This window comes from Psychrobacter sp. TB55-MNA-CIBAN-0194 (assembly GCF_040309505.1).
Classification (GTDB): Bacteria; Pseudomonadota; Gammaproteobacteria; order Pseudomonadales; family Moraxellaceae; genus Psychrobacter; species Psychrobacter fozii.
On sequence record NZ_JBEOOW010000003.1, the window covers coordinates 269080 to 290752 of the forward strand.

Genomic DNA, 21673 nt, shown 5'->3' on the forward strand with positions numbered 1-21673 from the left:
ATGATTATCCAAAACCATATCAACAGCTATAGAGAGCAAGCGAATTTGTCTGTTACCATGTACTACGATGATGCGTGCGTGATATGTAGCACCGAGGCGCATAATATGAAAAAACGTCAACCGGAAAAGATACGCTTAGTTCCTGTAGATGAAGGGCTAGATGAGTTGTCTATTGCAGGATTTAGCCGTGAGGATGCGATGACGTATATGTGTATGAAAGACAGCTATGGCAATTGGTACACACACATGGATGCTGTACGTCTGCTCTACAGGACAGGTGGCGTTAAATGGTCACCGTTGTTGTTTTTGCCAGTGATCAAACAACTGGGTAACTTTGTTTATCCGTATGTCGCTCGCAATCGTTATCGAATTCCAAACTGGGTGACCAAGATGGTGTATGGCACAGCAGTCCTGCAAGCGTGTGAAAATGGCGTTTGCAAAATAGCGCCAGACAAACGTTAAGGCAGTTCTATCAAAAACAATTAAGACAGTTCTATGGAAAGCATTTTTACGACATGTCATTTGTCGTAATAGCATGTGCTTTCTTATTTGATACCAAAAGAATAATAAGACTGATAACCCCGACGCATAATGACAATAAAGCACCAGTTATTAACGTCATGGCAAAACTTGATAAGAAGGGTTGGTGAAAATCCAACCCTAGAAGTTCAACGATATAGATAGCCGCTACCCCTGCCAAAATCTCAGGTGATATAAAAGGGAAAATAGGTGTAACTAGATTCAGAATCTGTAATCCTGCCTTTATATAGATGCCTTTCTTTAATGCTGCTATAAACCGATGCCACTGATTTTTACGTGCCAAATCATCAAGCAACGTATAAAAGACAATAAAGCAGCCAATTCCTGACCCCATGCCAGCTATAGATAACCAAGAATTATCATTTAATGCAACTCCCCATACAAAACCAGCTATTGCACTAATACAAACCCAAAGTATCCAAAAACCCCAGCGTTTATTCATCTTTTCACCTTTGTTATCTGTACGACTCTTACGATAAATCATACGATTTTATCTTATAAAGCTTTATGTGAAAAATATGGAATATAGTCTAAGTGCCAATAGTAAGCTGTTTTTAACGTAATATAATCTCATTTTTATCTGAGTAGATTTTACTATGTGGCTTTTTATTGGTTTCACGCAACTGCTCTCTATCATGACTTGTCTGTTGCTTTGGTGGTTTATCAAACCAAAACGCCAGAGTGTAAAAATGAGTTTGGTACTCAGTGTTTTTATCGTTAATTATGGCTTTTTACTTTACGGTCTAAGCGATTTTTGGGGTGATCGTTTTAACGTTTATCTGGTCATTGGTATCTTACAAGGCTTTATGTTCTATGCAGGTATCGCCACTACTGTCTTAGCACTCTTTTTTAATAAGTTGTTAAAATTTCAGCCGCGCCCTAAATGGTTACGCGTGTTTGCCTTGACTACTTATGCGTTTATTGTCAGCTTAGCCGTATTTAATGCCTATTCGCCTGTGGTACACCGTTTAACGGTTACGACAGATAAGCCGCTCAATAAGCCTATGAGCATAGCATTAGTGTCTGATACTCATTGGGGTAGATGGTTTGGAAACCACCAGATAGATAAGTTGGTGGATTTGGTCGATGCCCAACATCCTGATGTGGTCGTCATAGCAGGAGATATCATGCATGACACGACGATTCATTATGACAATACCAATATGCATGAGCATTTATCAAAGCTAAAGGCGCCCCTTGGGGTTTATGCTACTTTAGGCAATCATGACTATCGAGGTTACGATGAAGAGATCGCTCAGGCTGTTGAAGCAGCAGGAATCAAAGCGCTTGATAATGAGAGTGTGCTGCTCAATGATTCAGTGTGGTTGATTGGGCGTTCAGATGATGTCGACCAGACTAGGTTGTCAGCGGATGAGTTATTGACTCAGATTGATACTGATAAGCCTGTGGTGTTTTTAGAGCATCGTCCTTCTATGATGGAAGAGATAAAAGAGTTGCCAGTGGATTTGCACCTGTCTGGTCATACCCATGGCGGACAAATATTTCCATTAACGATACTGATGAATTGGTTCTCGCCGCTAAACTATGGCACCAAAACAATAGAGAATACGCAGTTTTTGGTGACGTCAGGTTATGGTATAGGAGCAGTGCCTTTTAGATTAGGCACGCGTTCGGAGGTTTGGATGATTACGTTGCAGGCAGCAAAGTAAGAATTATTACTTTATTGGTTTTATGAACATAGTAATAAGGAGGTAGTGCCCCAAAACAGAAGCTATAAAAACAGCGGCTATGAAGACAATGATTCTAGCTTTAGTATTATTGTAAAACCTCCGCATAATAATATTGTGTATCAAGCCAGTACACTATAATAAGATAAAACAAAAGAGGAACGCCCATGCGCTACGTATTTTTTGCAGTCATCACTGGTTTACTGCAACTATTTAGCTTGGGCGCCGCATTAAGCCTACAGTGGTGGTTACAGCCCTGGACAACCTCCGCATTACAAACAGCGGTTATGATAACGGTTTTTATAATCAGTAATGGTTTACTGCTGCTAAGCGTCAGCAAATTGCTGGCAAATAGCTACCGATGGGTGAGTGGTTGGATGCTAGTGATGCATTTTATAATACTTACCGCTGGATTTACCGGTGCGGTATATGGCAGTTATTTATTAAGCACAATGGTGTTTGGTGGCACGACTGATCTGCTCATTATGCTGCAGCCACAAACCATTGCTTTTGGCCTTCGTGTATTTGCCTTTGCTTTATTTATTGGGCTGTTTTTTTACGCCTTACATAGTGCTTATGTGCCAGTGGTAAGGAAGCGCACTATTCATATCAATAAGTCTATGCAGGGACAATTGCGTATTGCGGTGGCCAGTGATTTACATTTGGGTCGCTTATTTGGAAACCGTGCGATTGACAGGTTAAGTCATCTGCTTGTTGAGCAGCGCGCTGATATGTTGTTGATGCCGGGCGATATCATGGATGACAATACACACGCTTATACAGCATATGATATGCAGACCAACCTGACCAAACTTTGCGACCAATTGCCCTTAGGTGTGTATGCCACACTGGGCAACCATGATTTATACGGTCATGAGCGACCGATTAGTGACTCGTTACGCAGCGCTGGCGTGCATTTATTAAATGATGATGTGCTGTGTATTAACCATCAAGATCAACCAGTTTGGTTGATTGGGCGTTTTGATAATCATAAGCGTGAGCGAGTCGCAACCACTGAGCTGTTATCGCAAGTAGATACCACTGTGCCCGTAATACTGCTAGATCATAGACCGAGTGATATTATAGAACACAGCAAGTTGCCTATTGATTTACAGGTATCAGGTCACACACATGATGGGCAAATATTTCCTGCCAATTTTATTGTGCGAGCCATCAACCGTTTGGGTTACGGTTATGAGGCCATTGGGCTTGGGCACTTTGTGGTGTCATCAGGCTATGGCTTTTGGGGCATTCCTTTTCGATTGGGGTCACGGTCTGAGGTATGGCTTATCACCGTTCAGTCAGCAGTCTGACACAGCGTGTGTACCCATTTAGCAAAATCATTGATAATGTGATTGACCTCGTGGTTTAGACCACTATGAATGCTCATCAAATGAATAAAGCCATGCGGTGCACCCAGAACTGTATGGACTTTAACCGGATATCCTTTAGCTTTTAGCTGCTCGGCATAGTCGAGTGCTTCATCGCGCAAAATATCAAGCTCCGCGGCCACGATATAGCTTGGGCACATGTTTGTGCTATCACCACGTGCCACCGAAACAAAGCCATGCTCTGGCGGGATGGTACTATGCCCCACATAAGCGGCGTCAAACACTTCAGCATCATTATGATCTAAAAACAGCCCTTCGCCGTACAGTGCCCAACTAGGGTGTTCGGCGGTAATGTCGATCACAGGATAAAGGGGCAACTGCGCTAATGGTTGTGGCAAGCGCTGGATGGTCTGCATATCAGTTGCGCCATGTATCTTCAATTGCTGCCACTGTGCCTCGTCAGGTGAGATCACTTGCTGCGCCACTAGTGTTGCAAGGCAACCACCTGCACTGTCTCCCGATAAAACAATGCGAGAGGGTAACGCACCCATCGTATGACAATGCTCTGATAGCCATAGATAAGCGGCTAAACAATCTCTGAGAGCTGTTGGAGCAGTATGTTCAGGCGCCAATCGATAGTCGACACTCGCAACTGCCCACCCAGTTTGCTGGCAGACGGTATGGCAAAATTCATGATGCGTATCGATATCACCGATACAAAACCCACCACCATGAATAAATAGCATCATGACATTATCAGGATTGCTATGTGGCCCTGCCTCATAGCAGCGTATTGTCATATCTTCGCCATCGGCATTAGCAATCGTTTTGTCTTGCCAATGCACTTGCTGGCTGGTTGTTTTCTTAGCTTGCAGGCTTTTAGCTTGCGGGTTTTCAGCTTGTGTCCGTGTGCTATTCGGTTGCGTCTGCCAGACGTTTGGCGATTGCATGGATACCGCATCTACAGCAAACTTTTTGCGCATCTGCGTGAGCTGAGATACGGTTAATGGGCGTTTCATTTTTCTATTGGCACCGATGATGGCACGCAAATGCTCGTCAGCATGTGGATACTGTGCCATGGTGGGCGCATTTATAGATCGATTTAAGCGCTCTAACAAAGGGGTAGGTAAGTAGCTCAAGCTTTTTAACGCATAGTGCAAGGCGTGTCTACGGTAGCGTGATACAGGTAACGTTAGCATGGGCATAAGAGTCCTCACAGGGTTAAAGAAGTGGCTAGAATTACCATCAACGGCCAAGTTATATGTCAAAAATTTTAGCACTGCTGCTTGTTTAATACCATCTAGAGTGCCATTAATAGTTCATGAGTTAGGGCGCTAAAGATGCTTATTAAAGGTAATAGTTAGTAATTCTTTACTCTAAAGTAAAAAATCCTTGGTTTTAGGCTTGAAATTTATGCTCATCACCTTTATCAAGCAGCTAGTAAAGCGCATTAATAAAAACAATGAGTAAAATATTTTAAGTATCTAATAAGGTCGCAGTATGACTGGCGATGAGCCTATCTATTGTGCCCTATATGAATCGTCATTATTACATTCTAAGGAGCTATCATGAGCGAGCAAAACACCAACCACGAATCTGCTGAGCAAAATATGGCGAATGACAATGTCAGCCATACTGACAGTATTTTAGAAGAAACGATGAAAGAGTTTGATCCACAGAATAACTCAGGCGAAGAGATGACTATCGAAAATGATATCGATCTTGATACTTTTAAGGCGCGCATCGCTGAGTTAGAAGGCGAAGTTAAGCAAGCCAAAGAAACCACTGCCCGTGCCAATGCAGAAGCTTACAATGCGCAAAAACGCATGGAGCAAGAAGCGGAAAAGAGCAAAAAATTTGCTCTACAAAAATTCGCTAAAGAGCTATTAGATATTGTTGATAACTTAGAGCGTGCCATGGAAAATGCTGATGCCAATGATCCAGTAGCTGAAGGCGTGCAATTGACGCACAAAGCGCTCTTGGCGCTATTAACCAAAAACGGCGTAGAAGCGGTTGATCCACAAGGCGAAAAGTTCAACGCGGATCTTCATGAAGCTGTCGGTATTGATGCAGACGCTGAAGCTGATACCGTTGGAACCGTACTACAAAAAGGCTATAGCTTGAATGGTCGTCTGTTGCGCCCAGCAATGGTACGTGTCGGTCAATAGTATTTAAGCCAATATTGCTTGAGACAGTGGCGTTTGAAGTCATCGCCTTATTATATAAGCAGTGAACAATCAGTTTTTAATTGTGCTAAACCTCATTATTAGTAAGGGTTTTCACAAAAAGTCACACAAAAGGCAATTTTTGCGTGGCTTTTGACTTGAAAAAATTAATAAGTAAACCGATATATAGCAACAAGTGACCGACTATGGTCTGAACATATAAGTATTTATATTGAAAATAAATTAGGAGCATTTGATTATGGGTAAAGTAATTGGTATTGATTTAGGTACAACGAACTCATGTGTAGCAGTAATGGAAGGTGACAAAGTTAAAGTCATCGAAAATGCTGAAGGCACTCGCACAACACCATCGATCGTCGCTTATAAAGATGACGAAATCCTCGTTGGTCAGTCAGCTAAGCGTCAAGCGGTAACGAACCCAAACAACACGTTGTTTGCAATCAAGCGTTTGATCGGTCGTCGTTTTGATGACAAAGTCGTGCAAAAAGACATCGGTATGGTGCCTTACAAAATCGCTAAAGCAGATAACGGCGATGCATGGGTAGAAATCAACGGCAAGAAATTAGCGCCACCACAGGTTTCTGCTGAAATCTTGAAAAAAATGAAAAAAACAGCAGAAGACTATCTTGGTGAAAGCGTAACTGAAGCAGTTGTAACTGTACCTGCTTACTTCAATGACTCACAGCGTCAAGCAACTAAAGATGCGGGTAAAATCGCTGGTCTTGATGTAAAACGTATCATCAACGAGCCAACTGCTGCTGCTCTTGCCTACGGTATGGACAAGAAGCAAGGCGATAGCACTGTTGCTGTATATGACTTGGGTGGTGGTACTTTTGACGTATCAATCATCGAAATTGCTGACGTTGATGGCGAGCAGCAATTTGAAGTACTTGCAACCAACGGTGATACTTTCCTTGGTGGCGAAGACTTTGACTCAGCATTGATTGACTTCTTAGTAGACGAATTCAAAAAAGACCAAGACGTTAACCTAAAAGGTGACTCTCTTGCGATGCAGCGTCTAAAAGAAGCAGCAGAAAAAGCAAAAATCGAGCTATCAAGTGCTCAAAGCACTGAAGTGAACCTGCCTTATATTACTGCTGACAGCAGTGGTCCTAAGCATTTGGTTGTTACTATCAGCCGCTCAAAACTAGAAAGCTTAACGGAAGAATTAGTACAGCGTACTATGGGCCCTTGTAAAATTGCTCTTGAAGATGCTGGCCTAAAAATTGGCGATATCGATGACGTTATCCTAGTTGGTGGTCAGACTCGTATGCCACTAGTACAGCAAAAAGTACAAGAATTCTTCGGTCAAGAGCCACGTAAAGACGTGAACCCTGATGAAGCCGTAGCCGCTGGTGCAGCTATTCAAGGTGCCGTATTGTCTGGTGACAAAACTGACGTATTGCTACTTGATGTGACGCCACTGACACTAGGTATCGAAACGATGGGTGGTGTAATGACGCCAGTTATCGAGAAAAACACGATGATTCCTACCAAGAAATCACAGGTATTCTCAACGGCTGAAGACAACCAGCCAGCAGTAACGATTCAGGTATATCAAGGTGAGCGTAAAATCGCTAACCAAAACAAACAGCTTGGTCGTTTTGATTTGACTGATATTCCACCAGCACCACGTGGTTTGCCACAGATCGAAGTAACTTTTGACATCAATGCTGACGGTATCATGAACATCTCAGCAACTGATAAAGGTACTGGTAAAGCACAAAGCATCCAAATTAAAGCGGATTCTGGCTTGTCGGACGAAGAAGTTGAACAAATGGTTCGTGATGCAGAAGCCAATGCTGCTGAAGATGAGAAATTCGCTAACCTAGCGCAAGTTCGTAACGAAGCAGATGGTCGTATTCATGCCGTGCAAAAAGCACTAAAAGAAGCAGCAGATAAAGTGTCTGATGAAGAAAAATCTTCAGTTGAGACTGCTATCACTGAGCTTGAAGCAGCAGCTAAAGAAGATGATCATGATGACATCAAAGCCAAGCTTGAAGCGTTAGATAATGCTTTCTTACCAGTTAGCCAGAAGATTTATGCTGATGCAGGCGCTGGTGCAGAAGGTATGGATCCAAGCCAGTTCCAACAAGGTGCTGACGGTGCAGCAGATAGCAGCCAAGCCGATGATGACGTTGTTGATGCTGAGTTTACTGAAGTAGACGAAGACAAAAAATAATACCAAATCCAAAAACGCGATTAGCTGCGTCAAACTCGCTTAGTCTACTTAATGTAGTACTTACGCTCGTTTTCCTTGCTACTCAAGTTTTTGAAAATGGTATAGTCGATACAAATCGATAAGTAGTTGAATTAAAAAACGCATCCTTCGGGATGCGTTTTTTTGTGGCTGTTATTTCTACTAGCTATTTTTTTTAATATAAATTGCGTGATTAAAGTTTAAATGCACTCACTGTCAGCACTTCATACGTTAAGTTGACACAAGGCTGTCCTTCCTCGTCTTGCGCTGAGAAGTGTTGCCAATAGTCTGACTCAAACTGCTGTAGGCGCGACTTTGTCCACATAAAGGTCTGGGTATTATCTGATTTTACTTGTGTCTGATTGGTCGATACGCCAGTCAGCTTCATATGTTTTAGAATAGCGTAGGGGGTAGGGAACGGTAAATCAAAGCGCTGAGTTGAGAGTTCGATATTCTCAAAACCTGCATTAACTAATGCAGATTGCCATTCGTCGATATCTGGATAGTAGAGCCCTTGACCAGTGAGATTCTTAATTTGCAAAAAGTTATTTGGGGTAAAGGTACTAAAGACCAGTTGGCCTCCAGCTTGTAGACGGCTTGCAGACTGCGTGACGAAACTCAATGGATTATCAAACCACTGCACTGCATTGGCACTGACGATTAAACTATGATTTGCCTCCAAATCTATGGTTTCAGCATCACCAATAACGATGTCAGCAGTTGGCAATATGGATTGCAATGTAGCAGCTTGCTCACTACATAATTCATTAATGACCCAGTGTTCGCTCTTTATATGCTCAGCGAGCAGTCGTGTCATTTGACCTGTGCCCGCACCGACTTCTAATACACTATTTTGTTTGGTTTGAGCAATATTGGCGATTAAGTGCTGACAGACCTGCTGCTGAATACTGGCATGTTGGTCATAGTCACCAGCACTCTCAAAATGACGAGCGATGGTTTGCTTTCTAGCACTGAGGTCATCAGGTGTGTCGAGTTTTTTCATAGAGTGTATTACATCCAATTGAGCCAGTTATCAATCGATATAGTCATTCCACTATAAAAATATTACTGCGTTAACCTCGCTTGAAGTATTAAATATACATCTACGTACGGTTACCTTGTACTACTTTTAAATTGAATCGACTATAGTGGGACCATTGTCCCTGCTAGATAGTGGAATTATAACTGTTGTATTAGCCGTTCGCAGTCTTCATTGGTCAGTTTGGCATTCATGACTAAACGAATACGAGCAGTGTTTTCAGGAACGGTGGGTGGTCTAATAGGCAATGCGTAGAACCCTGCTGCCTGTAACTGGTTCGCTTTAGTAAGCGCACGCGCATTATCGCCCAATATATAAGGAATGATAGGAGAGTCATAACTGATATGTTGAGCAGTAGGTGATACACGGTATTGTGGGTCGATAGCCTGACTAAGTGTGATAGACAATTGCGCTAAATGCGTACGTTGATCAGTTAACTGCGGCATTTTGGCTAAGATAAAGCGTGTCCAAGCATGATTGATAGGGGGTAATGCCGTACTAAAAATCAGTGGGCGCATCGTATTAATCAGCCATTGTTTGACGGCCTCATCACACATGATATAAGCGCCAACTGAAGCGAAGGCTTTCCCAAATGTCCCCACCAAATAATCAATATCGGGCAACGTATTTGTTTCTTCTGCCAACCCCAAGCCTGTATCACCCAATATCCCGACAGCATGAGCCTCATCGACATACAGCTCGATACGGGCATCTTTGGCTTTTAACTGCACTAGCCGAGGTAAATCAGCACGGTCGCCATCCATACTAAAAATACTCTCAGTGACAATAATGATGCGCTCAACCGTTTCATCTGCTTGCTCAATAAATCTGGCCAAATGCTCGTAATCGTTGTGACGGTAACGACGATAGGTGACCAGTTTGCTTTGGCTCAGACGCAACCCATCGATAATACTGGCATGTACCAACTTGTCAGCCAGAATAAGTGTTTTGACTGGTAAAGTCGTCAATGCTGGCAAGATACCCAGATTAGCATGATAGCCACTGTTCAATACCAACACTGATTTTGAAGCAGATGTATTTTGCTTATCGATGGCATTTTGATACCAGCTTTGCAATTCAGCTTCTAATGCTTGCAGCTGTATATCGTTGCCTGTGAGGAGCCGTGAGGAAGTGGCACTCATTTTAGGTGTCTGTGCAGTGGGTAGCTGTTTTATTTGATTGAGAAACTCAGTTTGCAGCTCGATATCACCGCCCAAGCCGAGATAGTCATTACTTGCAATGTTGAGCAAAGCTTTACCCTCGCTCATAACGTACTGCCCCTTATGTTGCAGGTTTGGCAGTTGACGATATTGTTGATTTGCTTTGAGGTCTTCGAGCGCTACTTGTAGACGATCAGTGATGAGATTGGTCATTCTTTCTTCCTTCATTTTTGTTATTTGACAGTATTTAAGGCATTTAAATCTTGGTTTTTAGTAGGAAGAGCGTGAAATGAGTAGGGATTATTGCATAAATAGGTTGGTTGTAACAAAAGGTTTCATATCTTGGCCTTTGTAACCCACTCGCTGATGAAAACTTGCAAATCTTAACTCTCATACTATTAAACACTGACAGAGTGTCTGAAATAGTTTGTTACTATTACATTCATCGTAGCAAGCAAGACGATAGGGCTATAAGAGCCAGTATAAATAAATAGATAACTTGTTTGTTTAAATGGATGTTAAGGAGCTAATAATGAAAATTCTACAAAAAACTCTAATCACGCTAGCAGCGGGTTCTTTATTAAGCATGGGCGCACAAGCCGCAACGTCCTATAGCAACGGCTACACTGGTCAACCGTATATCGGTGCCAAAGTCGGTCAGTTTGATTTAGACATTGATAACGCAGATGATCCTACCGCTTATGGTGTCTATGGTGGTTACAACTTCGATTCTACTTTCGGTGTTGAAGCTGAATATGTCGGCTCAGATGACGCTGATTATAGAAATGGCGACCTGGATGCCAAAACTTATGGCGCATACGGTACCGCACGTTATCAGTTTCCAAATACTGGCTTGTACGCCAAAGGTAAGCTAGGTGTGGCTAAGACTGAAGTAGAAGGTGACTATACCAACGGTTTGGTTAAAGTCTCAAACTCTAGCAGTGATACTGGTATTGCTGGTGGTGTAGGTCTTGGTTATTCAGTCAATCCTAATTTTGGTGTCGAAGCTGAATATTCAATGATGGACAGTGATGTAGATGCCAAATTATTGACCGTCGGTGCTCAATTAAAATTCTAAATACTTTTTCTAACCCTTTTTATTGAAGGCTTATCTGATGTGCTTTTCTCATACAGATAATATATAACCAATCAAAAATGTAATTTTAAGGAAATAAAATGAAAACTCTACAAAAAACTCTAATGGCAGTAGTAGCTGGTTCTTTATTAAGCATGGGCGCACAAGCTGCTGGTTCTTATGGTAATGGCTATACTGGTCAGCCGTATGTCGGTGCTAAAGTCGGTCAATTTGATTTAGATATCAATAATGCTGATGATCCAACGGCTTATGGTGTTTATGCTGGTTATAATTTTGATCCTAACTTTGGTCTTGAAGCTGAATATGTAGGCTCAGATGATGCTGATTACCGTGGTGGTGATATCGATGCTAAGTCTTATGGTGCTTATGGTACTTATCGCCATGCGTTCGCGGATACCGGTCTATATGCAAAAGGTAAGCTTGGTGTAGCAAGAACTGAAATCGAAGCTACTAACACAGACCTTGGTGGATTTTATAATGGCGAAGATAACGATACTAGCTTAGCTGGTGGTGTAGGTCTTGGTTATTCAGTAAATCCTAACTTCAACGTAGAAGCAGAATACGACATGTTGGGTAGCGATACAGATCTTATGACTGTTGGTGCAAACATCAAGTTCTAAACGCTTGAATAGCTGTACAATGAATAAAAAACGCATCCTTCGGGGTGCGTTTTTTTATTCGTGAAATACAAAACAGTTGTATGCTTTAAGGTTGGAAATTGCTAATATACCGCCGTCAGTTATGGATATGCGATATTTCTACTGACAAAATTCTATCTAAAAGTTAATTGTTAACTAAAATAGCCTTGGAAAATACAATGAGAACGATGCAAAAAACACTATTAACTTTAGTAACTGGTGCTGTGTTAAGTGTAAGTGCACAAGCGGCCGTTAATTATGCAGGTCAGCCTTACGCTGGTGTAAAAGTGGGTCAGTATAGTCCTGATGAAAGCGGTGTTGATGATGCTGTGTCTTATGGCGTTTACGGTGGTTACAAGTTCACGCCAGAGTTCGGTGTGGAAGCTGAGTATCTGACTACTAATGATGCTGATGCTTTTGAAGATGAGTTTGAGAAGAATGAGTACAGCGCTGATGTTTACGGTCTATATGCTACTTATGATTATGCATTCCCTAATACGGCACTGTATGCTAAAGGTCGTTTAGGTATCGCAAAAAATGAAATTGATGCGGATTACACAGATAAAGAAGATTCTAGCGAAAATGATAGCTCTAGTTTTTCCGATACTGGTATTGCAGGTGGTTTAGGTTTGGGTTATAACATTACTCCTACGGCTTCTTTTGAAGCTATGTATAACATCTATCCTCAAGTTGACGATGTGGATGTTGGTGGTTTCAGCTTAGGCGCGCACTTTAAGTTCTAATTGGCTTGCAAAGAAATAAAAAACGCATCCTTCGGGGTGCGTTTTTTTGTGTCAGATTTTTATACTTTCTCGCATGTTTATTAAGCTGTGAACATCATAGATTGATGATTTTTAAGAAGTTATGAATACTAAAAGTGTGTTACATTGAAAGTTAGAATATCAAAGATAAGAGGTATAGCAGCGATGGACATACTTTGGATGATTGAACCTTGGCATTGGCTCGTTTTAGGCTTTATATTGCTGATTGTTGAGATGTTTGTGCCCACATTTGCAAGCCTATGGTTTGGTGCTGCTGCTATCATTGTGGCAGCCCTTTCTTGGTTATTGCCGATTTCAGTCTTTGTTCAAGTGATTATTTGGTTGGTGTTATCGGCTATATTTCTGTTGGCATGGTTCAAATTCATTAAGCCGTTATCGATAGACCGTACCAAAGCAGGTTTGGGTGGCAGCGTTATCGTTGGTGAAACAGGTATGATAATCGTACAGCCGCAGCCTAATCATGCGGGTACGGTAAGGTTTAGTGTTCCTATTGTTGGTGCGGCTGAATGGATGTGTCGTACGACAGGAGAGCAGGTAGCAGTTGGTGATCGAGTAGTAGTGACAGACATCGTCGGCAACGAGTTGATCGTGAGCAGTATGAAATCGCAGGCAGCGATGAATAATAGTAAACAAATATAATAATAGGGGTGGGTTATGGGAAGCTTTAGTATTGTCATGTTGGTCTTGGTGGCACTGGTGGTGTTTACGGTGTTTAAGGGTGTTCGCATCGTACCGCAAGGCTACAAATGGGTGGTACAGCGCTTGGGGAAATACAGCCAAACGTTAGAGCCTGGGTTAAATCTGATTATTCCTTTCGTCGATGATGTCGCCTATAAAGTGACGACTAAAGACATCGTTCTTGATATTCCATCACAAGAAGTCATTACTCGAGACAACGTGGTGATTATCGCTAATGCAGTGGCTTATATTAATATCGTACGCCCTGACAAAGCAGTATATGGCATCGAAGATTATGAATATGGTATTCGCAATCTGGTACAGACCTCATTACGCTCAATCATCGGTGAAATGGATCTAGATAGTGCCTTGTCTAGTCGTGACGAAATCAAGATGAAGCTAAAGCATGCAATCTCAGAAGATATCGCTGATTGGGGCATCACGCTGAAGACGGTAGAAATTCAAGATATTAACCCATCGCAAACTATGCAAGCGTCAATGGAAGAGCAGGCGGCGGCAGAGCGTCTACGTCGTGCCACAGTGACTCGTGCTGATGGTCAAAAGCAAGCAGCTATCCTAGAAGCCGATGGGCGTCTAGAGGCCTCGCGCCGTGATGCTGAAGCGCAGGTAGTGCTAGCGAGAGGCTCAGAAGAGTCAATTCGTTTGATTACCAACGCCATGGGCACAGAAGAGATGCCGATTGTTTACTTACTTGGTGAGCAGTATATCAAGGCAATCCGTGAACTGGCTGAATCTGATAACTCAAAAATGGTAGTGTTGCCTGCTGATATTTTAAGTACCGTAAAGGGTATGGTGGGTGATAAATTAAAAGTGTAGTAACTATTATTTCAGATAAAAAAAGACCTCTATTGAGGTCTTTTTTTCGGTTTATTCAAAATTATTCTAAATCACTTTCGAAAAACGATCCTTATGCTTTGTCTCAAGATACTCATCAAAGACCATCGCAACGTTTCGACCCAATAAGCGTCCCCGTGGTAAAACACGAATACCAGCGGCATCCATATCAATGAGCTTATCGTCTTGCATGGCGCCGAGCTGTGCTATTTCATCAATAAAATAGGTAATCGCATCGATACCGAATTTCTGATTCACATCTTTAAAGTCGAGATAATCATGACATAGCAAATTCATAATGACATATTCACGGAGACGATCTTTAATCGACGTCTTGATTACTTTTACCGCTGGCATGACAGTAGGATTGATTTTTGCCATGTCAATATTGGCTTGATAGGCTTGTAGATCCGTATCATTCTGTAGGATATAGCGGGTACTGGCATTGGCAATCTGACTGATAGAAGAGACACCGAATCCTAACAAATCACAGTCACCCATGATGGTGTAACCCTGAAAATTACGATGTAATTTGCCCTCACGCTGTGCGACAGCGAGTTCATCATCAGGCTTGGCGAAATGGTCAATACCGATATATTGATAGCCCGCTTCGCTCAACATATTGATGGTATTGCCAAGCATCGTAAGCTTCGCTGCTGGATTGGGTAGGTCTTCATCTTTAATCTGACGTTGCGCTTTAAATCGTTCTGGCAGATGCGCGTAGTTAAATACAGACAGACGATCTGGTGACATCTCTATGATGCGCTGTACGGTCTTGTCCAACGTCTCAGGCGTTTGATGTGGCAGACCATAAATCAAGTCGATGTTAATAGAGTGAAAGCCGAGTTCGCGCGCCTCGTTGAGGACGTTCTCAATCAATTCTGCGGAATGCACACGATTGACAGCGATTTGTACGGTTTCATCTAAATCTTGCACACCTAAACTGATACGGTTGAAACCAAGACCACGCAATACTTTTAGTGTGTCTTCGCTCAGCTCGCGTGGGTCAATCTCAATAGAGTAATCACCTTCATCTTCGGGCAAAAATTCAAACTGAGTCTGTAAAAACTCCCACAGCTGAACCATCTCTTCGTCACGCAAAAATGTGGGTGTACCACCGCCCAAATGCAGCTGCTTGACCAACGGCTTGCTGCTACCTTCAGGCGCCGATAATAAGCGACGCTTGTGCTTAATTTCGGCAATTAAGTACTGTAAATAATCGCCTGAGTCGCTATTCTTTTTGGTAATAATTTTATTACAAGCACAGTAGTAGCAAAGATGACGACAGAACGGAATATGAAAATATAGAGACAGTGGTGCACGTGCTTCACGGTTCTGCAGGATTCTGGTCTCAAGACTGTCAGCGATTGGCGCGAACTCTAAAGCCGTTGGATAAGAGGTATATCGTGGCCCTGAGCGGTTGTATTTATTGATAACAGCTTCATCAAATGCGGGTAGATGTTTGCTCGTAATACTACCGCGCATACTGGCATAAGGATTGTCTGGCTGCATGACAGGACGTGTCGTGGTCGGTTGCTCTCCTGCACGATTATAAGGCTGCTCGATATGGTCAGCACTGTTAGAATTGTTTTGTTCTGAATGTTCTGTCATGCGATATTCCTCGTTTTGACCATATATATTGCTAGGGTTTATGTGGTTCAAAGGTAGCAATTGAAACCGTTCGTTTATGACCACCTTTCTAGCAATATTTATGTCTAAATAGACAGTGGCTAGTATAACAAATCCTTGTTATTAGTGGGGTGAATAGCGAGTGCTCTTAGGCAAAACTTATTAAGATAATGAGCTCATGATTGAATCATCAATCACATGAGGTTTTATGACTCAAAACACGACATTTGCGTACCTATGTGTAATCCTCTATTATCGAGAGAGCCTCTTTATAGGAAACACTCATGTCGTTTGCTCAAGTCTATACCCGTTCAGTCGTCGGTCTGCACGCACCAAAGGTCATTATTGAGGTGCACTTGTCGCAAGGTTTGCCTGCATTGACCATTGTTGGTCTGCCTGAGGCTGCCGTACGTGAGAGTAAAGACAGAGTGCGTTCTGCGATATTGAATTCTGGATTCCAGTTTCCCAATCGTCGTCTCACTATTAACCTAGCACCTGCGGATTTACCCAAAGATGGCGCAAGGCTAGATTTACCGATTGCCATAGGGATATTGGCAGCCAGTGATCAGCTCGATCCAGAGGTATTGTCAGGATTTGAGTTTATCGGTGAATTGGCGCTAAACGGAAACTTGCGGCAAGTAACAGGCAGCTTGGCAGTGGCACGAGCGATCAAAGCGGAAGGGTTGGCGGCAACGTCATCGAATAGTAATGAGCGACGACTAGATGAACAGCAGGCAGTAGAAGCAGTAACACCAGTCAAATTAATCGTGCCAATGGATAATGGAGCAGAAGCCAGCCGTGTCGAGGGAGTAGAGGTATTAGGCGCGCAGAGTCTCAAAGCCGTTTGTGATCACTTACAGTCGCTAGCGAATCCAAGCATACCCAATGAGTCTTTGGCAGTCGTCACACCCAGCCCAGCACCGCAGCATGTAGGTTATCAAGTAGACTTGGCTGATGTCAAAGGTCAGCATCATGCACGGCGTGCACTAGAGATTGCAGCAGCAGGTGGGCACTCGATATTATTCACAGGGCCGCCCGGTTCAGGCAAGACATTGATGGCATCGCGTCTACCGACTATATTGCCTGACCTTAGTGACGAAGATGCGTTAGAAGTAGCCAGTACTTATTCAGTCGCAGACAGCGATTATGACTATGGCACACGACCGTTCAGACAAGTTCATCATACAATATCAGCTGTGGCATTGGTCGGTGGCGGTTCACGCCCGAAACCTGGTGAGATTACCCTTGCGAATAAAGGTGTGTTATTCCTTGATGAATTGCCAGAGTTCGATCGTACGGTGCTAGAGGTGTTGCGTCAGCCATTGGAAGCCAAGCAGATAACCATCAGCCGTGCTAACTCACAAATGACCTTTCCTGCCAACTTCCAATTAGTCGCCGCTATGAATCCCTGCCCATGTGGTTATGATGGTGATACATCAGGGCGTTGCCGCTGACAACTATAAAAATAAATGATAATTACAAAAATAGATGATAATTTACAACTATAATTGATAATATGCATATGTGCTTGATTAAAGTAAAGAACTTATAAATTTCGCTCAAAATTATATTTATCAAACAAAGTATGTGCAAATTGGAATAGGTATTAATGTGAAGATAATATTTGAGGACGAGCGTTTTGAAAATAATTATTTCATAAATGAGACACTATACAGATTAGAGGCGATTGAAAATATTAGTAAGAATGAAGTATTCGGGTTTCTTAGAGTTAAGTTTTTTCAGTTACATAAAACAGTTTCGATAAATGGATTAGAAAATAAAGCTCTAAATAGAAACTATAGTGGATATTTTGACTCTATTGGTACAAAATTTAATGAAAGATTAGTCATTGTAGACATAAGAGTTGAATATTTATACCTTCTATCAGCAGGCTCAATTTGGAAGGCTGTAGATTCAAGATCTATTAAAAAAGTTTTTGAGCCCATTACCTCAGAAACTATTGAAATAGGTATAGAACGAACTAAGGTTACTCAAGGGGATATTTACAAAGACTTGGGTGTCTCTGCTAAATTTAATCCTTTAAATCAAAATAATAAATTGTCTTTGCTAGCTATTTCAGATTCTATCGTCAATGGCGAAAAAGTCACAGTTCTTATTCCTTATTCTGAAATTATCAGACACTATTTTTCTGCTTCAAAATACTTTATTTCTAAATTATTCGAAGAAGATAGAATGACAGAGTTAGCTGAGCTGATAGGAAGTGTGCCAGATAACTATGACACATGTTCAATAAAGCTGAACAGCAGATATTTTCTCGATAGTGATGTCCCTTTCATAGCTAGAGCTTTAATGGATAGAAAAGCACTACTTGCAATGCGATTAATCTATAGTCGTGCGAACAATGCCCTGAAACATTCAGAACGAGAGGGTTATTATCATAAGTTGACTGGATTACCCTTAGAAACAAACTTACCTTTTGAAGATCGAACTGAACTTGAAGTTATAGGATACTATCTGAATAAAGAAGATAGTGAAAAAAAATTCTTTTTAATACGTAAAATTCAAACTTGCTATCATCCTTGGCCGTTTGAAAAATTACACATAATCAGTGCGGAAACCTTTAAAGACCATGAAAGAGAAGAGTACAAACCTAGAGTATCTAAAGAACAAAAATTAGTAAAAGAAGATCAAATAGGATTTACTGCTGGAGATAGACCTAGTGCTAACGAAACTGAGTTAATTATAGAGCTTGATCAAGGTGGACGTTTTCCTTGCCTCGATACATTATCAGTTAAAAAGACACATGATCAAGATGGCATAGAAGAGACTATTTATAATGCTATAGGCGTTAGTCAATTATTTCAAATGCAAGACCAACATTATGTAGACCAAGGATCTTTAGGTCAAGAAAACTATACAAGAAATAATGTGATTAACCCAGTACAAATCATTCCCGAAAGAGGTGAAACTAAAATTAAGACCCTTGATGAAATTTCTAAAATTTTTCATGAAATTGAATCGGGAAAGGATAACTGGACTATTACAGCCCTTCCGTTGAATCAGACTGACAATACTCATCCATATGGGTTGTTCAGTTTTGAAGGTACGAAATGGTCTCAAGTTTATGATAGAAATCGAAAGGGATTACTATTAAGAGTGGAGATAGAAAATAGTGGTATGCTGTACTGCTTAGATATTGAACCTTATAAAAGTACCACATTCAGTTTATTTCTCTTTGCAGACTTCAAAATCGGCACAAATGAGACGGTACTAGCTAGTATTATAAATAAAATTAATGAGAATAGTGGTAGAGGAATAAAATCAATATTAGAGTCTGGATTTAATATAGTAAAACCACTAAAGCATACTAGTAGTCTTAATAGACCAATTGAAAACAGGATAATTGATAAAGCTGATGAAGTTATTCAGCAGCTAAGTGAGAATCTATTTACTTAAATAATAGAATCTGCCCTTGAAAGCAAAAGTTTCTTCTCCTAACCTATTACTTATAGAGAACAATGCATATTTTGATTACTTTAATAGTGTAGCAATGTGGAATTGAGCTGCGCTGTAGAGTATTACCGATTGCCGCATCAGGAACTGCCCCAATTATATTAGAGGCTGTTTACTGAATTTGGTTCGCTTGGTCTGCTAGATCAGGACTAATGTAATACTATTGTTCAAGATTTTTGGTGAGTTGGTCTTGTATCTGTGTAAATATAAGAATAGTTTGGCCTATATGCTTTTCGTGTCGTGAATGTAGAGTTTCGGGCGTGCGACTAATCTTAAGAGTGATTGCTTGAATGGCTGACTATGTAGAGGAATGGTTGTTCTGTGCTTCAATGATCATACGAACAGCGCGTTTTTTAATCTCGGAAGCGTAGTTTTATAGCCTTGCTCTTTCAGAATGTTAAGTTTACGATAATACTGCGTAGGTTTACTTCTCAATATTTTGGAGTTTTTATCGTTGTGCAAATAATTATCTAAACTGTTTTCAAATCATCGATTGTGACTGAATAATTAGTGCTTCTAGTACCTCCTAGAGTTGCATAACTTAATTGCTCTAAAGTTTTCTGAGACTTATATGGACTGAATAGCTCATCAATAGTGTGATAAAAACTACTATCATCTACTCCAAATACATAATCAAAAAATATTTTGGTCATCGCAGACTGAGGGTGGCTAGCATCGCGAAAAGATTTATTGTGACTCCAACTACCACTATATATTTTACCGAATACTCTTTCTATATTACCAGAAATAGAGTTTGAAGCATGTCTTCGAGTGATACCTGGTTTTTGCACGTATGCAGCAGCATTTTCAACAGACTTCCAAATGACATAATGCATGGTTGATACAGAGCATTCAGCTAAACATGCTCTGAGAATGCTAACTAGCTTGTCGCCAATAGGCGGTGCTAGATAGTTTAGTCTTGACCTAGTAATCAGGTAGCTTAAACACTCTCCTAGCTGTAACTTTTCACACCAGCTCTTAAATTGACTATCCGCTACTAGAGCACTGGTATTTTTTCTAGATTTAGCGTTTATCATAATCCTAGTAAGATTCTCAATACTATAAGTAAACTCAAAAATCGCTTGATAGAAGTCTATTTCTAACTCCTGTTCTTCGTTGATGGTTACGTATTCGTAGCTATTTTCAGGAGCTAGTATGAGCAGATTTCGGTTAAAGAGATGATGTAGTATCTCTTCATCTAATTTAGAGAACGGTGATAAAGGTAATGATAAATTGTCACGTAGAGAGACTGTATTCCTTATATTATCTGCCCCTAGGCTCTCTACAGTCGCTGCGAGTAGAAGTTTATCCACATCGTTAAGCTCAGTGACTGAAGGAATATTGCTCAATTGAATGCTCCTGTACTGATTGATGTACTCTAGAGCGGTCTGTCTTCTCTCTTCTACTAAGCGGTCTTGTTTAAGACGATGCTCTAAGTACTCTTGATCCATTCTTTTTTCAAGCGCCTCCTTGCAATCATCACACCGCCATCTAATAAGATCCAATCGAATTAGCTGTGAACGAGTATAGCAAACCTTAGTTGTACCGCAGTCTATGCATTGACAGTCCAGTACGACAAGATGAGCATTTATTTTAACGATACTAGGTATATCCTGATGCTTAACATCAAACTCTTGACCTATCTCTCTACAGGTATATATAAAACCACTTCGTTTATCGCCTTCTCTTAACCAGTACCTCTGACAGATAAGCTTATTAGTTTCTGTTATATCCGACTGATACTCTAATTTAGTTTTCACGTTTACCTCTCAATACCGACTATATCCCGTGGATATTGTAGCTCACCACTGTGAGTATTGCTATCTTTAGCAGTGGTTAATGAAATGACAACAGATGATCGTATGATTGCCTTTGGGAAGCGCGTTCGTGAGATGCGTAAAGGTAAAGGAATATCTCAAGAAAGATTGGCAGAGATGGCAGGCATTGATCGAAGCTATATGGGAAATATTGAGCGTGGAGAGAAGAATGTTACGCTGAAGAAGGCTTATGAGATATGTGATGCGTTAGGTATTGAGATACAAAACCTAATTTGAAATTTCTACATCTGCAAGCTTCAAAGGTTACTAATGCCTATTGAGAAAACCTTTGAATGAAAAGTTTGCATTTAGTTCAATAATAACTGACTCTTTGAAAGGATTCATCAGTAATTAGTTCAAATTAAAAAATGTACATTGAAATAGTGTTCTGCTAGTACAAACTCTTCTCATTTATTATATGCTTTGAGTATTTTAGAAATACTATCTACGTTTGTTGATTATTGTATCTTCTTCTCTTTAAGTTAGTATAATCTCTTATACGCCTTCCAGTTTTATTGTTCCATTACAAAATAATATCATATAAATATGAGACTCTTATA

General features: G+C 41.0%; 18 protein-coding genes and 1 pseudogene. 13 read left to right on the forward strand and 6 right to left on the reverse strand.

The window, feature by feature from the left end:
- The gene (locus AAEY75_RS05460; RefSeq protein ID WP_197215398.1) at nucleotides 1-462 is read left to right on the forward strand and encodes a thiol-disulfide oxidoreductase DCC family protein; all 462 of its coding nucleotides are present in this window, start codon (nucleotides 1-3) and stop codon (nucleotides 460-462) included.
- A 46-nt stretch (nucleotides 463-508) separates the two neighbouring features.
- Here AAEY75_RS05460 and AAEY75_RS05465 read toward each other — a convergent pair whose 3' ends face one another.
- Nucleotides 509-982: a hypothetical protein gene (locus AAEY75_RS05465; RefSeq protein WP_197215397.1), complete on the reverse strand. Its 474-nt coding sequence runs from the start codon at nucleotides 980-982 to the stop codon at nucleotides 509-511.
- A 154-nt stretch (nucleotides 983-1136) separates the two neighbouring features.
- On the opposite strand from AAEY75_RS05465, the gene AAEY75_RS05470 reads away from it, so the two are divergent.
- Together AAEY75_RS05470 and AAEY75_RS05475 are read left to right on the forward strand one after the other, a co-directional pair.
- On the forward strand, nucleotides 1137-2210 hold the full coding sequence (locus AAEY75_RS05470) for a metallophosphoesterase (RefSeq protein WP_352258925.1): 1074 nt from the start codon (nucleotides 1137-1139) through the stop codon (nucleotides 2208-2210).
- 185 nt (nucleotides 2211-2395) lie between these two features.
- Nucleotides 2396-3541 (forward strand): metallophosphoesterase, encoded by a 1146-nt coding sequence (locus tag AAEY75_RS05475; protein WP_352258927.1) that lies wholly within the window; start codon nucleotides 2396-2398, stop codon nucleotides 3539-3541.
- Here AAEY75_RS05475 and AAEY75_RS05480 read toward each other — a convergent pair.
- Entirely contained in the window at nucleotides 3526-4758 is a 1233-nt protein-coding gene (locus AAEY75_RS05480; protein WP_352258929.1) for an alpha/beta hydrolase, read from the reverse strand. The two genes, AAEY75_RS05475 and AAEY75_RS05480, sit on opposite strands and share 16 nt — an antisense overlap.
- Before the next feature lie 369 nt (nucleotides 4759-5127).
- On the opposite strand from AAEY75_RS05480, the gene grpE reads away from it, so the two are divergent.
- Nucleotides 5128-5727: a nucleotide exchange factor GrpE gene (grpE, locus tag AAEY75_RS05485; protein ID WP_352258931.1), complete on the forward strand. Its 600-nt coding sequence runs from the start codon at nucleotides 5128-5130 to the stop codon at nucleotides 5725-5727.
- Between the two features lie 256 nt (nucleotides 5728-5983).
- Nucleotides 5984-7927, forward strand: coding sequence for a molecular chaperone DnaK (dnaK, locus tag AAEY75_RS05490; RefSeq protein ID WP_110922170.1), 1944 nt, complete (start codon nucleotides 5984-5986; stop codon nucleotides 7925-7927).
- A 211-nt stretch (nucleotides 7928-8138) separates the two neighbouring features.
- Here the strand turns inward: dnaK and AAEY75_RS05495 are convergent, their stop codons facing one another.
- Together AAEY75_RS05495 and AAEY75_RS05500 are read right to left on the reverse strand one after the other, a co-directional pair.
- Nucleotides 8139-8948, reverse strand: a complete 810-nt coding sequence (locus tag AAEY75_RS05495) for a methyltransferase domain-containing protein (protein WP_197215388.1) — start codon at nucleotides 8946-8948, stop codon at nucleotides 8139-8141.
- Nucleotides 8949-9124: 176 nt separating this feature from the next.
- The gene (locus AAEY75_RS05500; RefSeq protein WP_197215386.1) at nucleotides 9125-10357 is read right to left on the reverse strand and encodes an 8-amino-7-oxononanoate synthase; all 1233 of its coding nucleotides are present in this window, start codon (nucleotides 10355-10357) and stop codon (nucleotides 9125-9127) included.
- Nucleotides 10358-10676: 319 nt separating this feature from the next.
- Between AAEY75_RS05500 and AAEY75_RS05505 the strand changes: the two genes are divergently transcribed.
- The 5 genes from AAEY75_RS05505 to AAEY75_RS05525 all read left to right on the forward strand — a co-directional run bounded on the left by AAEY75_RS05505 (nucleotide 10677) and on the right by AAEY75_RS05525 (nucleotide 14175).
- Entirely contained in the window at nucleotides 10677-11222 is a 546-nt protein-coding gene (locus tag AAEY75_RS05505; protein WP_110922173.1) for a porin family protein, read from the forward strand.
- A 98-nt stretch (nucleotides 11223-11320) separates the two neighbouring features.
- Nucleotides 11321-11860 carry a porin family protein gene (locus AAEY75_RS05510; RefSeq protein WP_352258934.1) on the forward strand — a complete coding sequence of 180 codons (540 nt, stop codon included), beginning with the start codon at nucleotides 11321-11323 and terminating at the stop codon, nucleotides 11858-11860.
- A gap of 197 nt (nucleotides 11861-12057) precedes the next feature.
- Nucleotides 12058-12621, forward strand: a complete 564-nt coding sequence (locus tag AAEY75_RS05515) for a porin family protein (RefSeq protein ID WP_352258936.1) — start codon at nucleotides 12058-12060, stop codon at nucleotides 12619-12621.
- A 183-nt stretch (nucleotides 12622-12804) separates the two neighbouring features.
- Nucleotides 12805-13299, forward strand: a complete 495-nt coding sequence (locus tag AAEY75_RS05520; protein WP_197099447.1) for an NfeD family protein — start codon at nucleotides 12805-12807, stop codon at nucleotides 13297-13299.
- Nucleotides 13300-13314: 15 nt separating this feature from the next.
- The gene (locus AAEY75_RS05525) at nucleotides 13315-14175 is read left to right on the forward strand and encodes an SPFH domain-containing protein (RefSeq protein WP_110922177.1); all 861 of its coding nucleotides are present in this window, start codon (nucleotides 13315-13317) and stop codon (nucleotides 14173-14175) included.
- A 66-nt stretch (nucleotides 14176-14241) separates the two neighbouring features.
- Here the strand turns inward: AAEY75_RS05525 and hemN are convergent, their stop codons facing one another.
- The gene (hemN, locus tag AAEY75_RS05530) at nucleotides 14242-15705 is read right to left on the reverse strand and encodes an oxygen-independent coproporphyrinogen III oxidase (protein WP_502944375.1); all 1464 of its coding nucleotides are present in this window, start codon (nucleotides 15703-15705) and stop codon (nucleotides 14242-14244) included.
- A 401-nt stretch (nucleotides 15706-16106) separates the two neighbouring features.
- Between hemN and AAEY75_RS05535 the strand changes: the two are divergent.
- Both AAEY75_RS05535 and AAEY75_RS05540 read left to right on the forward strand, forming a co-directional pair.
- A pseudogene (locus tag AAEY75_RS05535) lies at nucleotides 16107-17273 on the forward strand (YifB family Mg chelatase-like AAA ATPase); the annotation flags it as partial.
- A gap of 136 nt (nucleotides 17274-17409) precedes the next feature.
- Nucleotides 17410-19239, forward strand: a complete 1830-nt coding sequence (locus tag AAEY75_RS05540; RefSeq protein WP_352258939.1) for a hypothetical protein — start codon at nucleotides 17410-17412, stop codon at nucleotides 19237-19239.
- A gap of 527 nt (nucleotides 19240-19766) precedes the next feature.
- Here the strand turns inward: AAEY75_RS05540 and AAEY75_RS05545 are convergent.
- A complete protein-coding gene (locus AAEY75_RS05545) occupies nucleotides 19767-21056 on the reverse strand; it encodes a hypothetical protein (RefSeq protein ID WP_352258941.1) in 1290 nt (429 codons plus the stop codon).
- Between the two features lie 102 nt (nucleotides 21057-21158).
- Here AAEY75_RS05545 and AAEY75_RS05550 point away from each other — a divergent pair, with 102 nt between their 5' ends.
- Nucleotides 21159-21350: a helix-turn-helix domain-containing protein gene (locus AAEY75_RS05550; RefSeq protein WP_352258943.1), complete on the forward strand. Its 192-nt coding sequence runs from the start codon at nucleotides 21159-21161 to the stop codon at nucleotides 21348-21350.
- Nucleotides 21351-21673: the final 323 nt, after the last annotated feature.

Coding starts and splice junctions, on each gene's coding strand:
- AAEY75_RS05460 (WP_197215398.1), top strand. CDS start 1: ATGATTATCCAAAACCATATCAACAGCTATAGAGAGCAAGCGAATTTG.
- AAEY75_RS05465 (WP_197215397.1), bottom strand. CDS start 982: ATGAATAAACGCTGGGGTTTTTGGATACTTTGGGTTTGTATTAGTGCA.
- AAEY75_RS05470 (WP_352258925.1), top strand. CDS start 1,137: ATGTGGCTTTTTATTGGTTTCACGCAACTGCTCTCTATCATGACTTGT.
- AAEY75_RS05475 (WP_352258927.1), top strand. CDS start 2,396: ATGCGCTACGTATTTTTTGCAGTCATCACTGGTTTACTGCAACTATTT.
- AAEY75_RS05480 (WP_352258929.1), bottom strand. CDS start 4,758: ATGCTAACGTTACCTGTATCACGCTACCGTAGACACGCCTTGCACTAT.
- grpE (WP_352258931.1), top strand. CDS start 5,128: ATGAGCGAGCAAAACACCAACCACGAATCTGCTGAGCAAAATATGGCG.
- dnaK (WP_110922170.1), top strand. CDS start 5,984: ATGGGTAAAGTAATTGGTATTGATTTAGGTACAACGAACTCATGTGTA.
- AAEY75_RS05495 (WP_197215388.1), bottom strand. CDS start 8,948: ATGAAAAAACTCGACACACCTGATGACCTCAGTGCTAGAAAGCAAACC.
- AAEY75_RS05500 (WP_197215386.1), bottom strand. CDS start 10,357: ATGACCAATCTCATCACTGATCGTCTACAAGTAGCGCTCGAAGACCTC.
- AAEY75_RS05505 (WP_110922173.1), top strand. CDS start 10,677: ATGAAAATTCTACAAAAAACTCTAATCACGCTAGCAGCGGGTTCTTTA.
- AAEY75_RS05510 (WP_352258934.1), top strand. CDS start 11,321: ATGAAAACTCTACAAAAAACTCTAATGGCAGTAGTAGCTGGTTCTTTA.
- AAEY75_RS05515 (WP_352258936.1), top strand. CDS start 12,058: ATGAGAACGATGCAAAAAACACTATTAACTTTAGTAACTGGTGCTGTG.
- AAEY75_RS05520 (WP_197099447.1), top strand. CDS start 12,805: ATGGACATACTTTGGATGATTGAACCTTGGCATTGGCTCGTTTTAGGC.
- AAEY75_RS05525 (WP_110922177.1), top strand. CDS start 13,315: ATGGGAAGCTTTAGTATTGTCATGTTGGTCTTGGTGGCACTGGTGGTG.
- hemN (WP_502944375.1), bottom strand. CDS start 15,705: ATGCAGCCAGACAATCCTTATGCCAGTATGCGCGGTAGTATTACGAGC.
- AAEY75_RS05550 (WP_352258943.1), top strand. CDS start 21,159: ATGATTGCCTTTGGGAAGCGCGTTCGTGAGATGCGTAAAGGTAAAGGA.